General features: G+C 72.2%; 11 protein-coding genes. 10 read left to right on the top strand and 1 reads right to left on the bottom strand.

Features of this window, described 5'->3' with window-relative positions:
• Positions 1-34: 34 nt before the first annotated feature.
• Both aspS and ACFVQ3_RS04305 read left to right on the top strand, forming a co-directional pair.
• Positions 35-1,861: an aspartate--tRNA ligase gene (gene aspS, locus ACFVQ3_RS04310; RefSeq protein ID WP_387635492.1), complete on the top strand. Its 1,827-nt coding sequence runs from the start codon at positions 35-37 to the stop codon at positions 1,859-1,861.
• A complete protein-coding gene (locus ACFVQ3_RS04305; protein ID WP_387635490.1) occupies positions 1,858-2,685 on the top strand; it encodes a GNAT family N-acetyltransferase in 828 nt (275 codons plus the stop codon). The genes aspS and ACFVQ3_RS04305 overlap by 4 nt, the downstream gene beginning before the upstream one ends.
• 102 nt (positions 2,686-2,787) lie before the next feature.
• Here the strand turns inward: ACFVQ3_RS04305 and ACFVQ3_RS04300 are convergent, their stop codons facing one another.
• Positions 2,788-5,091 carry an MMPL family transporter gene (locus ACFVQ3_RS04300; RefSeq protein WP_387635488.1) on the bottom strand — a complete coding sequence of 768 codons (2,304 nt, stop codon included), beginning with the start codon at positions 5,089-5,091 and terminating at the stop codon, positions 2,788-2,790.
• Positions 5,092-5,271: 180 nt separating this feature from the next.
• Here ACFVQ3_RS04300 and ACFVQ3_RS04295 point away from each other — a divergent pair, with 180 nt between their 5' ends.
• The 8 genes from ACFVQ3_RS04295 (at position 5,272) to ACFVQ3_RS04260 (ending at position 14,001) form a co-directional block, all read left to right on the top strand.
• The gene (locus ACFVQ3_RS04295; protein WP_387635639.1) at positions 5,272-6,777 is read left to right on the top strand and encodes a replication-associated recombination protein A; all 1,506 of its coding nucleotides are present in this window, start codon (positions 5,272-5,274) and stop codon (positions 6,775-6,777) included.
• A 278-nt stretch (positions 6,778-7,055) separates the two neighbouring features.
• A complete protein-coding gene (gene rpsD / locus ACFVQ3_RS04290; RefSeq protein ID WP_030151397.1) occupies positions 7,056-7,682 on the top strand; it encodes a 30S ribosomal protein S4 in 627 nt (208 codons plus the stop codon).
• A 142-nt stretch (positions 7,683-7,824) separates the two neighbouring features.
• The gene (locus ACFVQ3_RS04285; protein WP_387635486.1) at positions 7,825-8,205 is read left to right on the top strand and encodes a DUF948 domain-containing protein; all 381 of its coding nucleotides are present in this window, start codon (positions 7,825-7,827) and stop codon (positions 8,203-8,205) included.
• Positions 8,205-8,543, top strand: a complete 339-nt coding sequence (locus tag ACFVQ3_RS04280; RefSeq protein ID WP_387635484.1) for a hypothetical protein — start codon at positions 8,205-8,207, stop codon at positions 8,541-8,543. The genes ACFVQ3_RS04285 and ACFVQ3_RS04280 overlap by 1 nt, the downstream gene beginning before the upstream one ends.
• 146 nt (positions 8,544-8,689) lie before the next feature.
• Positions 8,690-11,383 (top strand): alanine--tRNA ligase, encoded by a 2,694-nt coding sequence (alaS, locus tag ACFVQ3_RS04275; protein WP_387635482.1) that lies wholly within the window; start codon positions 8,690-8,692, stop codon positions 11,381-11,383.
• Between the two features lie 11 nt (positions 11,384-11,394).
• Positions 11,395-11,925 (top strand): Holliday junction resolvase RuvX, encoded by a 531-nt coding sequence (gene ruvX, locus ACFVQ3_RS04270; protein ID WP_387635480.1) that lies wholly within the window; start codon positions 11,395-11,397, stop codon positions 11,923-11,925.
• A gap of 181 nt (positions 11,926-12,106) precedes the next feature.
• A complete protein-coding gene (gene mltG, locus ACFVQ3_RS04265) occupies positions 12,107-13,123 on the top strand; it encodes an endolytic transglycosylase MltG (RefSeq protein ID WP_387635478.1) in 1,017 nt (338 codons plus the stop codon).
• A complete protein-coding gene (locus tag ACFVQ3_RS04260) occupies positions 13,120-14,001 on the top strand; it encodes a shikimate dehydrogenase (protein ID WP_387635476.1) in 882 nt (293 codons plus the stop codon). The genes mltG and ACFVQ3_RS04260 overlap by 4 nt, the downstream gene beginning before the upstream one ends.
• Position 14,002: the final 1 nt, after the last annotated feature.

Genomic DNA, 14,002 nt, shown 5'->3' with positions numbered 1-14,002 from the left:
GCGCGCCCCGGCATGTTCCGGAAGGACTCTCTCCGTGCTTCGCACCCACACAGCCGGCTCCCTGCGGGCCGAGCAGATCGGTCAGACCGTCACCCTCACCGGTTGGGTCGATCGTCGCCGCGATCACGGTGGGGTGGCCTTCATCGACCTGCGTGACGCCTCGGGTATCGCCCAGGTCGTCATCCGTGACGAGTCGATCGCGCACCCGCTGCGCTCGGAGTTCGTGCTCCAGGTCACCGGTGTCGTGTCCCGACGCCCTGAGGGCAACGAGAACAAGAACCTCCCCACGGGTGAGGTCGAGGTCGTGGTGAGCGACGTCGTCGTGCTCAACGAGTCCGCACCCCTGCCCTTCCAGGTCTCCACGGCCCTCGAGGGCACTGAGGTCATCGGCGAGGAGGCGCGTCTCAAGCACCGCTACCTGGACCTGCGCCGCCCCACCCCGGCCCACGCGCTGCGCCTGCGCGCCAAGGCCAACCAGGCTGCGCGCCGCGTGCTCGACGAGCAGGACTTCGTCGAGATCGAGACCCCGACCCTGACGCGCTCGACGCCCGAGGGCGCCCGCGACTTCCTGGTGCCCGCGCGCCTGGCCCCCGGTTCCTGGTACGCGCTGCCGCAGTCCCCGCAGCTCTTCAAGCAGCTGCTCATGGTCTCGGGCATGGAGCGCTACTACCAGATCGCGCGCTGCTACCGCGATGAGGACTTCCGCGCGGACCGCCAGCCCGAGTTCACGCAGCTCGACGTCGAGATGAGCTTCGTCGAGCAGGACGACGTGATCGCGCTCGGCGAGAAGATCCTCGTCGCGCTGTGGGACCTGATCGGGTACAAGATCCCCACGCCCATCCCGCGCATGACGTTCCACGACGCGATGCGCCTGTACGGGTCGGACAAGCCCGACCTGCGCTTCGGCAACCCGCTCGTCGAGCTCACGGACTACTTCAAGGACACCCCGTTCCGCGTCTTCCAGGCCGAGTACGTCGGTGCCGTCGTCATGGAGGGCGGGGCCTCGCAGCCGCGCCGCCAGTTCGACGCCTGGCAGGAGTGGGCCAAGCAGCGCGGGGCCAAGGGCCTGGCGTACGTGACGTTCCAGGAGGACGGGACCCTCGCGGGCCCGGTCGCCAAGAACCTCTCGGAGGCCGAGCGCGAGGGCCTGCGCGACGCGACCGGCGCCCAGCCGGGCGACGCGGTGTTCTTCGCCGCGGGCAGGACCAACGAGTCGCGCGCCCTGCTGGGTGCGGCCCGCCAGGAGATCGCCAAGCGCACGGGTCAGATCGACGAGGACGCCTGGGCGTTCGTGTGGATCGTCGACGCCCCGCTGTTCAAGCCCACGGGCGAGGCAGCCGACGAGGGCGACGTCGCCCTCGGCAACTCGGCCTGGACCGCGGTGCACCACGCGTTCACCTCGCCCACGCCCGAGTGGATCGACACGTTCGAGCAGAACCCCGGCGAGGCCCTCGCCTACGCGTACGACATCGTGTGCAACGGCAACGAGATCGGCGGCGGCTCGATCCGTATCCACCGCCGCGACGTCCAGGAGCGCGTGTTCGCCGTCATGGGCATCGGCGAGGAGGAGGCGCAGGAGAAGTTCGGCTTCCTGCTCGACGCCTTCGCGTTCGGCGCCCCGCCGCACGGCGGCATCGCGTTCGGCTGGGACCGCATCGTGGCGCTGCTGACGAAGTCGGACTCGATCCGCGACGTCATCGCGTTCCCCAAGTCGGGCGGCGGGTTCGACCCGCTGACGCAGGCGCCGGCGCCCATCACGGCGCAGCAGCGCAAGGAGGCGGGCGTCGACGCGAAGCCCAAGGCCGTCGCCGCCGACGAGTCCGCCGCCACGGCGGACGCCTCGACCACCGGGAAGGCGTGAGCGCCCCGGACACCCGCACGCTGGCAAGGACGCTGGGAGGCTCGACCGGTCTGACCGACCGGTGGGCCTCCCACCCCTTTGTCCTGGTGGACCTCCCCGAGTGGGACGTGCGTGGGGTGTGGCAGGACGAGCACGCGTGCGTGCTGAGCGTGGCGCTCGAGGTGGGCGTGCCCGACGGCGGCGCTCACCACCAGCGCGTCGGCCTGTGGGGCATGGGGTCGCCCGAGGCGACCGCGGACCTGCTGGCGCGCTTGGCCCAGGCCGGTGAGCTCGGGGAGCACGTCGTGAGCACGGGACTGCCACGCGGGACCCTCACGATCCTCGGGGACCGGTGCGCGGGCGAGGACCTGCCGGCGATCCTGCGCGAGCGCGAGGAGCTCTCGGTCTCGACGTGGGACTTCTTCGCGACGCGCGAGGTCCCCGTCGCCCAGGCGGGCGAGGAGCACGTCGAGGCCCTGACCGGCCCCTCGGCGGCGACCGACGTCCGGGCGTGCCTGGACGTGGCGAACCCGCTCGCGGAGATGAGCCCCGAGGACCCGCTCACCCGCTGGTGGGGCTGGCGCGACCACGACGGGGCGCTGCGCGGGGTGGTCGGCGCCCGGCAGGCCGCACCGGGGGCACCGTGGTCGCTCGGCAGCATCGCGACCGACCCCGCGTGGCGCGGGCACGGCATCGCCGCGGCGACCACGGCCGTCGTGACCCGCGCGGGGCTCACGGAGTCCGACTGGGTCACGCTGGGCATGTACGCCGACAACGACGCCGCCCGCCGCGTCTACACCCGGCTGGGCTACGCCGTCGTGCAGGAGTTCGAGAGCCGGCGCTGAGCGCGCACCCCTCGTGGCCCGCCGAGCGCGGGGCAGTCGTCTCGAGCACCTCGTGCTCCCGGCGACGACCCCGCGCTCGGTGACCGGGGACCGGCCGCCGGGTCAGTGCGTGATCGAGAACTTCGAGTAGAGCCACCTGAGGTGCTTGGGCGCCCACCAGTTGGCCCGGCCCAGCAGCGTCATGGTGGCCGGGACCAGCAGGATCCGCACGATCGTCGCGTCGATGAAGACCGCCACCGCCAGCGCGAACCCGACCTCCTTGATGACGAGCAGCTCGCCGAACACGAAGCCCGCGAACACCACGATGATGATGGCCGCGGCCGAGGTGATGATGCGCCCCGACCGCTGCAGCCCCAGGCGCACCGCCTCGTCGTTCGACAGACCCGCGTCGTGCAGCTCCTTGATGCGGGACAGCAGGAACACCTCATAGTCCATGGCGAGCCCGAACGCGAACGCGATGACCAGCGCCACGACGTACGTCTCGATGCCGCCCGCCGAGGAGAAGTCGAGCAGCCCCTCCAGGTGACCCTCCTGGAACACCCACACCAGCACGCCCAGCGACGCGGCCAACGACAGCGCGTTCGTCAGGAGCGCCTTGACCGGGATGAGGACCGAGCCCGTCATGAGGAACAGCAGCACGAACGTCGCGACCACCACGATCCCCACGGCCCACCACACGCGGTCCGCGAGCGCCGCCCGGAAGTCGACCTGCCCGGCGGCCTGACCGGTGACGTAGAACGTGAACCCGGGGTCCTGGGCACGCAGCTCCTCGACGACGGCCACGGCTTCCGGACCGCCGGCGTCGGCAGCCTCGAGGTGGACCCCGACGAGCGCGTGGTCGTCCCCGACGGGGACCGCGGGGTCGACGCGTGCGACGCCGTCGAGGCCCGCGATGTCGTCGGCCCAGACCTGGGCCTCCTCGGTCGTGGAGTCGGTCACGACGCGGACGTCGGCGCTCGCGGACGCGGGGAACTGTGCCGAGAGCTCGTCGACGAACTCCCGCTGGGGTGAGCTCTGGGGCAGCAGCTCGATGCCCGAGTTACGCATCTGCAGGCCCAGCACGGGGAGTGCGAGCACCACCAGGACGGCGACGGTCGCGAGCATGACCCACATCGGGTGGCGCTGGACGCGGCCCGTGAGCCGGGAGAAGAAGCCCTCGTCGGACTGGACGTCGGCCGTGCGGGCCAGGACGGCGCGCAGCCCGGGGACCTTGCTCAGGACGCTGGGCCGCACGAGCCGGTGGCCGGCGAGCGCGAGCAGGGCGGGCACGAGGGTCATCGCGGTCGCGACGGCGATGAGGATGACGGCGAGCCCGGCGGCACCGATGGCGCGCAGGATGTCGGGCTCGAAGACCATGAGGCCCGCGATCGAGATCGCGACGGTCAGCGCCGAGAAGGCCACGGTGCGGCCCGCGGTGGCCATGGTGCGCACGACGGCGGTGGTCACGTCGGCGTCGCGGCGCCGCGAGCGCCGGGTCCTGCGGGTCGTCCGGGGTACACCGGCCGCACCGGCGCCGGGCGCGGCTTCCCCGGGCTCCGCTGTTCGGACCGGGGCGGCGTCGTCGAGCAGGTGCATCTCCTCGCGGAAGCGCGACACGATGAGCAGCCCGTAGTCGATCGAGAGCCCCAGGCCCAGGAGCGTCACGACGTTGACGACCGACGCGTCGATGGTCAGCAGGTAGGACAGGCCGAGGAGGACGCCGAGCCCGGCGCCGATCGAGGCGATGGCCCCGGCCATGGGCATCGCGGCCGCGAGGAACCCGCCGAAGACCAGGACCATGACGAGCAGCGCGATGGGCAGGGCGATCATCTCGCCCGTCGTGAGGTCCTTCTCGACCTGGGAGGTGATGGCCTCGACGATCAGGTCGTTGCTCGACACGAGCCCGGTCGCGTCCGGGGCGACGTCGGCGAGGTCCCCGGGGACGGCCTCGAGGATCTCGACGACGTCGCTCGAGGCCGCGGCCTGGGCGTCCTCGTCGAGACCCGGCTCGAGCGTCACGGACAGCACGAACCCGTCGCCGTCGGCCGCGACGAGCGACTGCGCGGCCTCGGTCTCGACGCCCCCGGGGATCACGAACGGGTCGACGACGGTCCCGACCCCGGCGACCGCGGCGAGCTCCTCGTGCACGGGGGACATGGCCTCGGCGAGCGCCGGGTCCGCGGGGTCGACGCCGCTCACGAGCAGCGAGACGGTCTCGCCCGTCTCCGCCTGGTCGGCGAGGATCTGCGTGCCGCGCTCGTTCTGCGAGCCCGGCACCGAGGGTTCGCCCGTGGTCAGGCGGTCGAACAGGCTCTCGCCGTGGACGCCCACGACGGCCAGGGCGAACCCCAGGGTGGTCAGCACCACCCACACGGCGACGGTCAGGCGGGGACGGTGGGCGACGGCGCGGCCAAGGCTCTCGAACACCCCGTCAGCATGGCACCTCGCGCGGTGCGGCGCCGGGCCGTGCACAGTGTGGGCGGGTACCTCTCACGGGGTGCGGCGGCGCGACGTCGCCGGCACGTGTACGGCGCGGGGGCGAGGCCCCGTCAGGCGGTGGCGCGCCGTGTCGGTAGGGGTGCGTAGGCTCGGAGCATGCTTCCCGGGATGGACCTGTTCGACTCTGCGACCTCAGGCACCCAGGGGACTCCTCGCCCGGGACCGGGCGCGCCGCTCGCCGTGCGCATGCGTCCCGCCGCGCTCGACGAGGTCGCCGGTCAGGAGCACCTGCTCGTCGCCGGCTCGCCGCTGCGCCGCCTCATCGACGTGGACGGGCCCGGCGCCTCGCGCGCCGCCCCGGGCTCGGTCATCCTGTGGGGTCCGCCGGGCACGGGCAAGACGACGCTCGCGTACCTCATCGCCACGACCTCGGGTCGGCGCTTCGTCGAGCTCTCGGCCGTGACCGCAGGAGTCAAGGACGTGCGTCAGGTCATCGACGACGCGCGGCGCCGCCTCGCGACGGGCGGCGAGGAGACCGTCCTGTTCATCGACGAGGTCCACCGCTTCTCCAAGTCCCAGCAGGACGCGCTGCTGCCCAGCGTGGAGAACCGCTGGGTCACGCTCGTGGCGGCCACGACCGAGAACCCCAGCTTCTCGGTCAACTCCCCGCTGCTCTCACGCTCGCTCCTGCTCACGCTCAAGCCGCTCACGTCGGGCGACGTGCGCGCCCTGGTGCACCGGGCGCTCGTCGACGAGCGAGGGCTCGGCGGCGCCGTCACGCTCGCGGACGAGGCCGAGGAGCACCTGGTCCGCCTCGCGGGCGGCGACGCCCGCAAGGCCCTGACCATCCTCGAGGCCGCGGCGGGGGCCGCGCTGTCCGACGTCCCGGACGCGCCCGTCCGCACCACCGACCTGCCCGACGACGACGCACCGGACGCGAGCGACGCCGTCGGGCAGGGCGAGGTGCCGGGGGAGAGCAAGGCCGCCGAGGCCAGCGACGCGACGGCCGACGCCGCCACCGGGGCGGGCGCGCCCGGGACCGTGGTCGTCGACCTCGAGACCATGGAGCGCGCGATCGACGTCGCCGCGGTGCGCTACGACCGTGACGGCGACCAGCACTACGACGTCACGAGCGCGTTCATCAAGTCGGTGCGCGGCTCCGACGTCGACGCCTCGCTGCACTACCTCGCGCGCATGATCGCCGCGGGGGAGGACCCGCGGTTCATCGCCCGGCGCATCGTCATCTCGGCCGCCGAGGACGTCGGCATGGCCGACCCCAGCGCGCTGCAGACCGCGGTCGCCGCGGCCCAGGCCGTCGCGCTCATCGGCATGCCCGAGGCCCGCATCATCCTCGCCGAGGCCGTCGTGCACCTCGCGACCGCCCCCAAGTCCAACGCGGCCTACCTGGGGATCGACGCGGCGCTCGCGGACGTGCGCGCCGGCAAGGTCGGGACGGTGCCCGCGCACCTGCGCGACGCGCACTACGCGGGAGCCAAGGAGCTGGGCCACGGCAAGGGGTACAAGTACGCGCACGACGCCCCGCACGCGGTCGCGCGCCAGCAGTACCTGCCCGACGTCCTGCAGGGCACGCGCTACTACACGCCCACCGACCGCGGCTTCGAGCGGTCGGTGACCGAGCGGCTCGAGCGGATCCGGCAGATCCTGGGCGACTGAGGGACCCTGCCGGGCCTCGTGCCAGGTGCCACTCCTGGGCTGCACCCGGCGGAGGACGGGGCGACGCGCCCGGTGCGGTAGACTTCTCAGGTTGTCTCCGCCCGTCAGGGCAGTAGCAACCGCCTGGGACCTCGGCCCCGCAGCCCCGCACGTCATCCTCGACCTCGCGTCGACGGGTGGGCATCCTCACGGATGCGTGACGGCTCATCGGCTGGTCCCGCACCCGGCAATCCGCACGGGTGTGACGTCAAGTACACACGACAGGACAGGAACACACTGTGTCTTCAGTGACTCGTTCGCGCCGCCAGGTTCGCCTGAGCCGCGCGCTGGGCCTCGCGCTCACGCCCAAGGCAGTCAAGCACTTCGAGAAGCGTCCCTACCCGCCCGGTGAGCACGGCCGTGCCCGTCGCCGCACCGAGTCGGACTACGCGGTGCGTCTTCGTGAGAAGCAGCGTCTGCGCGCCCAGTACGCGCTCCGCGAGAAGCAGATGGCTCGCGCCTACGAGGACGCTCGCAAGGACGCCGGTCTGACCGGTGAGGCCATGGTCGAGAACCTCGAGATGCGTCTCGACGCGCTCGTGCTGCGTTCGGGCTTCGCCCGCACCATCCTGCAGGCGCGCCAGGCCGTCGGCCACCGCCACATCCTCGTCGACGGCAAGATCGTCGACCGCCCCTCGTTCAAGGTGAAGCCGGGTCAGACGATCCAGGTCAAGCCCAAGAGCCAGGCCACCACGCCGTTCCAGGTCGCCGCCGCCGGTGCGCACCGCGACGTCCTGCCGGCCGTCCCGGCCTACCTCGACGTCCAGCTCGAGAAGCTGAGCGCCGTCCTGGTGCGTCGCCCCAAGCGCGTCGAGGTCCCCGTGACCTGCGAGGTCCAGCTCGTCGTCGAGTACTACGCTCGCTGATCCTCCAGCGCGGCTGCTGCCGCGCGCCGTGCACGAACGCCTCGCTCACCGCTTCGACGGGGAGCGGGGCGTTCGTGCATCCGGGTAAGGTTTCGCGAGGCGTGCCGTCCGTCGCGTCGCGCCGTCGAAGGAGGAGCAGGAGATGTCCGTAGGAGATGTGGCCGGGCTGATCGCCGCCATCGCGTTCGTGCTGCTGGTGGGGGTCCTCGCGGTTCCTCTGGTCAAGCTCGGCCGGGTGCTCGACGAGGCCAGGGTGAGCATCAAGGAGGTCACGGACCACTCGGTGCCGATCCTCGACGAGGCCGCGACCACCGTGGCCACGACGAACAGCCAGCTCGTCAAGGTCGACACGATCACGACGTCCGCCGCGCAGGTCAGCGAGAACGTCTCGGCCCTCACGGGCCTGTACGCGGCGACCTTCGGGGCTCCGCTCGTCAAGGTCGCGGCGTTCACGTACGGCGTGCGCCAGGCGTTCGCGCGGGCCTCGGGCCGTTCGGGCTCCGGACCCCGGGCCGGCCGCTGATGCGTAGGGTCTTCTGGGTCGGCGTCGGCGTCGCCATCACGGTCGTGGTGGTCGTCAAGGGGCGGCAGGTGATCGCGCGCTACGCGCCCGCCTCGCTCGTCGACCAGGCCACCGACCAGGTCAACTCGCTCGGCGAGAAGGCCACGAGCTTCGTGTCGGTCTTCCGCGAGGAGTTCCGCACCGCGCGCGACGCGCGCGAGGCCGAGCTGCTCGCGTCCCTGCTCGCCGAGGGCCAGCCCCACCCCGACGACGTGCGCGCCGCCCGTGCGGCGCGCCGCGAGCGCGCGGGGGACGGCGTCGACGACGACGAGGACCTGCTCGGGTACTCGTTCTACTGATCCACCCACCGGGCCTGCTGCCTCCCGCGCGACGAACGTCGCGCGCACGGGAGGGAAGCACGCCGGGAACATACTTGTTCTAGCCGGTGTCGCCCGCCCCTGCGGCGCGCCCCGGGCCGTTCCGTCTCCGACTTCCGAAGGACATCATGCGTACCGCCGAGATCCGCAAGCGTTGGCTCGACTACTTCGCCGCCCAGGACCACACCGTCGTGCCCTCGGCGTCGCTCATCTCGCCGGACCCGTCGACCCTGTTCACCATCGCGGGCATGGTGCCGTTCATCCCGTACATGACGGGCGAGCAGACCGCGCCGTGGGCGCGTGCGACGAGCGTGCAGAAGTGCGTGCGCACCCTCGACATCGACGACGTGGGCAAGACGACGCGTCACGGCACGTTCTTCCAGATGAACGGCAACTTCTCGTTCGGGGACTACTTCAAGGAAGGCGCGATCACCTACGCCTGGGACCTCATCACGCGGTCGCAGGACGACGGCGGGTACGGCATCCCCGAGGACAAGATCTGGGTCACCGTCTTCCACGAGGACGACGAGGCGCGCCAGCTCTGGAAGAAGATCGCCGGACTGCCGGACGAGCGCATCCAGGGACTGGGCATGGGGCCCAACTACTGGTCCACAGGAGCCCGCGGACCCGCCGGGCCGTGCTCGGAGATCTTCTACGACCGTGGCCCGGCCTACGGCCCCGACGGGGGTCCGGCGATCGACCTCGCGGGCGACCGGTTCCTGGAGATCTGGAACCTCGTCTTCATGCAGTACGAGCGCGGGGACGGCGGGACCAAGGAGTCCTTCCCCATCCTGGGCGAGCTCACCAAGAAGAACATCGACACCGGCATGGGGCTCGAGCGCGTCGCGTTCGTCCTGCAGGGCGTCGACAACATGTACGAGATCGACGAGGTCTTCCCCGTCATCGCCGCGGCCCAGGAGCTCTCGGGCAAGCGGTACGGCGCCGACACGGACGACGACGTGCGCATGCGCGTGGTCGCCGACCACGTGCGCTCGGCCCTCATGATCATCAGCGACGGCGTGCGCCCCTCGAACGAGGGCCGCGGCTACGTGCTGCGCCGCCTGCTGCGCCGCTCGGTGCGCGCGATGCGCCTGCTGGGTGTCGAGGACCCCGCGCTGCCGCAGCTGTTCCCCGTCTCGCGCGACGCCATGCAGGCCTCCTACCCGGAGGTCGGCGCCGACTTCGAGCGCATCTCGCAGATCGCCTACGCCGAGGAGGAGGCGTTCCGCCGCACCCTGACCTCGGGCACCACGATCCTGGACACCGCCGTCGCGGCCGCCAAGTCGAGCGCGGGCACGGGTGGCACGCCCGTGCTGCCCGGAGACCAGGCGTTCGCCCTGCACGACACGTACGGCTTCCCGATCGACCTGACCCTCGAGATGGCCGCCGAGCAGGGTGTCCAGGTCGACGAGAAGGCGTTCCGCGCCCTCATGCAGGAGCAGCGCACCCGTGCGCGCGCCGACGCGCTCGCCAAGCGGACGGGCGGCGTCGACACCGCGGCCTACGAGGCCCTGCAGAGCGAGCTCGCCCGGCCCGTGGATTTCCTCGGCTACACGGACGCCACGGCGTCGGTCAACGTCGTTGGACTCCTGGTCGACGGCGTGCCCTCCCCGGCCGCGACGGCCCCGGCCGACGTCGAGGTCGTCCTCGACCGCACGCCCTTCTACGCCGAGGCCGGCGGCCAGCTCGCCGACCACGGCACGATCGTGCTCGACGGCGGCGCGACCATCGAGGTCGACGACGTGCAGCGCCCCATCAAGGGCTTCTCGGTCCACCGCGGGCGCCTCGTCGAGGGCGTCGTCGCGGTGGGCGACCCGGGCACCGCGCAGATCGACACGGCGCGCCGCAAGGCGATCAGCCGCGCCCACACCGCGACGCACATGATCCACAAGTCCATCCAGGAGGCCCTGGGCAAGGACGCGACGCAGGCCGGGTCGGAGAACGCACCGAGCCGCATCCGCTTCGACTTCCGCGCCTCGAGCGCGGTCCCCGCAGGGGTGCTCTCCGAGGTCGAGGAGCGCGTCAACACCCAGCTCGCCGAGAACCTCGAGGTCACGGACAAGGTCATGCCCATCGCCGAGGCCAAGGCGCTGGGCGCCATGGCGCTGTTCGGCGAGAAGTACGGCGACCAGGTGCGTGTGGTCTCGATCGGCGGCGACTGGTCGCGCGAGCTGTGCGCGGGCACCCACGTCAAGCAGTCCGGCCAGCTCGGCCTGGTCACGCTGCTCGGCGAGTCCTCGATCGGCTCGGGGGTGCGCCGCGTCGACGCCCTCGTCGGCGACGGGGCCTACGGCTTCCAGGCCAAGGAGCACGCGCTCGTCGGACAGCTCACGGGTCTGCTGAACGTGCGCACCGAGGAGCTGCCCGACCGCGTGGGCTCGCTGGTCTCGCGTCTGCGCGACGCCGAGAAGGAGCTCGCGGCACTGCGTCAGGCCCAGCTGCTCGCGGCCGCCGCGAACCTGGCGGCCGGTGCGCAGACCGTCGGGACCGTGCGCGTCGTCGTGCACGACGCCGGTGAGGTCGCCTCCGCGGACGACCTGCGGGCCCTCGCGCTTGACGTGCGCGGCCGTCTCGCCGACGCGGCGCCGAGCGTCGTCGCGGTCGGCGGCGTGAGCAAGGAGCGCCCCCAGGTCGTCATCGTGACCAACGCGCCTGCGCGCGAGGCGGGCCTGCGGGCCGGGGCCCTCGCGAAGAAGGCGTCGGGCGTGCTCGGCGGCGGCGGCGGCGGCAAGGACGACATGGCCCAGGGTGGCGGCACGGACGTGTCCGCCCTCCCGACGGCTCTCGCGGGCATCCGCGACGACGTCGCCTCGGCGCTCTGAGCGCGCACCCGATGACGGTCGACGACCACCAGGCGGGCACCCCTCTCCCGAGGGGTGCCCGCCTGGGCGTCGACGTGGGCAGCGTGCGCGTCGGGCTCGCCGCGAGCGACCCCGACGGGCTCATCGCGACCCCCGTCGAGACCCTGCCGCGCGACCTGAGGACCACGCCGTCCGCGCCCGAGGACGCGGTCGCGACCTTCCCGAGCGACGTCGCGCGGATCGCGGCGGAAGTGGAGGAACGGGGTGCACGTGTGGTGTACATCGGGCTTCCTCGACACCTTTCCGGCGCGGAGGGTGCCGCCACGGCCGCCGCACGTGCGTACGCTGGACTGGTGGCACGTGCCGTCGCACCCGTCCCGGTGCACCTCGTCGACGAACGCATGACGACCGTGAGCGCCCACCAGGCGCTGCGGGCGTCTGGGCGCGCCGGGCGCAAGCAGCGCTCTGTCGTCGACCAAGCCGCGGCGGTTATCATCCTCCAGACCGCTCTGGACCGCGAGCGGAGCGCGGGGGCGCGCGCTGGAGAGTACGTAGAACGTTGATCGTTGCGTCGTGGCAAGGACCGCCGCGCGCACACCCGTCAGGAGGCAGCCTCCCGTGACCGACCTATTCGACCGCCCGCCGGTGCAGCAACAACCACCGTCGCGGGCGACCCGTTCGGGGAGCCGAGACCGTCGCGCCGCGAAGAAGCGTGCGCAACGACGGCGTCGCCGTACCCTGATCGTGGTCCTCGCGCTGGTCCTCGTGGGCGGGGCCGGTTACTACCTGGTCAACAACGCCTCGAGCCTGCTGGGCTTCGAGAACCCCTTCAGCGTCTCGGACTACGAGGGGCAGGGGGTCGATCCCGTCGACGTGACGATCGAGCCGCAGTCGACGGGTGCGGACATTGGCCAGACCCTCGTCGAGGCGGGCGTCGTGAAGTCGGCCAACGCCTTCGTCAAGGCCTTCAAGGAGAACCCGGACGCAGCGAAGATCCAGCCGGGCAACTACACGTTGCTCACCGAGATGAAGGCGTCCGCCGCGATCACCCTGCTGCTCTCCAAGGAGAGCAAGAACGAGATGAAGCTGACGGTCCCCGAGGGGTTCACGGCTGCGCAGGTCATCGAGCGCGCTGTCTCAGTGACCGGCAAACCTCAAGAGGAGTTCCAGGCCGCGATGGCGGACCCGGCTGCAGTCGGCCTGCCGGCCGAGGCGGGCGGCAACTTCGAAGGGTGGTTCTTCCCGAGCACCTACGTCCTCGAGCCGAACGACTCGGCGACGACCATCGTGGCCAACATGATCGCGACGACCGTCGCGAACCTCGACTCTCTCGGCATCCCGGCGGCGGACCGTGAGATGGTCCTGATCAAGGCCTCGCTCATCGAGCGGGAGGCCAAGGCCGAGGAAGACCGGCCCAAGATGGCGCAGGCGATCGAGAATCGCCTCTCGCGTGAGATGACACTTGACATCGACGCGGCCGTCGCGTTCGGCCTGGGCAAGCCGGGTACCGAGATCACCAACGCCGACAAGGCGAACACGGACAACCTCTACAACCTGTACAAGCACAAGGGGTTGCCGCCCGGGCCGATCGCGTCCCCCGGGATGAAGTCGATCGAGGCCGTGCTGAATCCGGAGCCCGGTGACTGGATCTTCTGGGTCGCCGTGAACCTTGACACGGGTGAGACCAAGTTCTCGTCCACCTTGGCCGAGCATCAGAAGTACGTCGACGAGCTGCGCGCGTGGCAGAGGGAGAACCCGTGACCGTAGGCACAGTGCGCCGCGCCGCCGTCCTGGGCCACCCCGTGGCCCACTCCCTCTCACCGGTCCTGCACTCGGCCGCGTACCGCGCGCTGGGGCTGGACGGGTGGGAGTACGCCTCGGTCGACGTGACCGAGGAGGAGCTGGCGTCGTTCGTGGCGGGCCTCGACGAGAGCTGGGCCGGGCTGTCCCTGACCATGCCGCTCAAGCAGGTCGTGCTGCCGCTCCTGGATCACGTCGAGCCGCTCGCGGGCGTCGTGGGGGCCGTGAACACGGTCCTGTTCCAGCCCACGGGCTCGGGGCGCACGCTCGTGGGCGCCAACACCGACGTCCACGGCCTCGTGGCCGCGCTGCGCGAGGGGCTGGGCGACCGCCCGGTCGGCTCGGCCGTCGTGCTGGGGGCGGGCGCGACCGCGGCCTCGACGCTGGCCGCGCTCGCCGAGCTCGGCTGCACGACCCCGACCGTCCTGGTGCGCTCCCTCGGGCGCACGGGCGGGCTGCAGCGGGCCGCGCACCGCATGGGCGTGGCCCCGCGGTTCGCGGTGCTCGACCCGGCCTCACCGCTCGTCGCGCAGGCTGACGTCGTCGTGTCGACGCTGCCCTCCGGGGCGGCGGACCCGGTCGCCGACGCTCTCGCGGCGCAGACCGCCGCCGGGAGCCCCGGCCCCCGAGGCGTGCTGCTCGACGTGGTCTACGACCCCCGCCCGACGGCGCTCTCCCGCGCCTGGGCGCAGGCGGGCGCCACCGTGGTGGGCGGCGAGCGCATGCTCCTGCACCAGGCTGCCGAGCAGGTGCGGCTCATGACGGGGCAGGTCGCGCCCCTGGCGGCGATGGCCGAGGCCCTCGAGACGGCCCTCGCGCCGAGCGCCACCCGGGCCTGAC

Origin of the sequence: Oerskovia sp. NPDC057915 (genome assembly GCF_042887685.1) — a bacterium.
In the GTDB taxonomy this organism is placed as follows: Bacteria; Actinomycetota; Actinomycetes; order Actinomycetales; family Cellulomonadaceae; genus Oerskovia.
The sequence above is the reverse complement of the archived record's forward strand: the minus strand, read 5'-3'. Positions and strand labels throughout refer to the sequence as shown.

Excerpts from the sequence above, each read along its gene's own strand:
- ACFVQ3_RS04295 (WP_387635639.1), top strand. The coding sequence starts at position 5,272 with ATGGACCTGTTCGACTCTGCGACCTCAGGCACCCAGGGGACTCCTCGC.
- ACFVQ3_RS04285 (WP_387635486.1), top strand. The coding sequence starts at position 7,825 with ATGTCCGTAGGAGATGTGGCCGGGCTGATCGCCGCCATCGCGTTCGTG.
- ACFVQ3_RS04280 (WP_387635484.1), top strand. The coding sequence starts at position 8,205 with ATGCGTAGGGTCTTCTGGGTCGGCGTCGGCGTCGCCATCACGGTCGTG.
- alaS (WP_387635482.1), top strand. The coding sequence starts at position 8,690 with ATGCGTACCGCCGAGATCCGCAAGCGTTGGCTCGACTACTTCGCCGCC.
- ruvX (WP_387635480.1), top strand. The coding sequence starts at position 11,395 with ATGACGGTCGACGACCACCAGGCGGGCACCCCTCTCCCGAGGGGTGCC.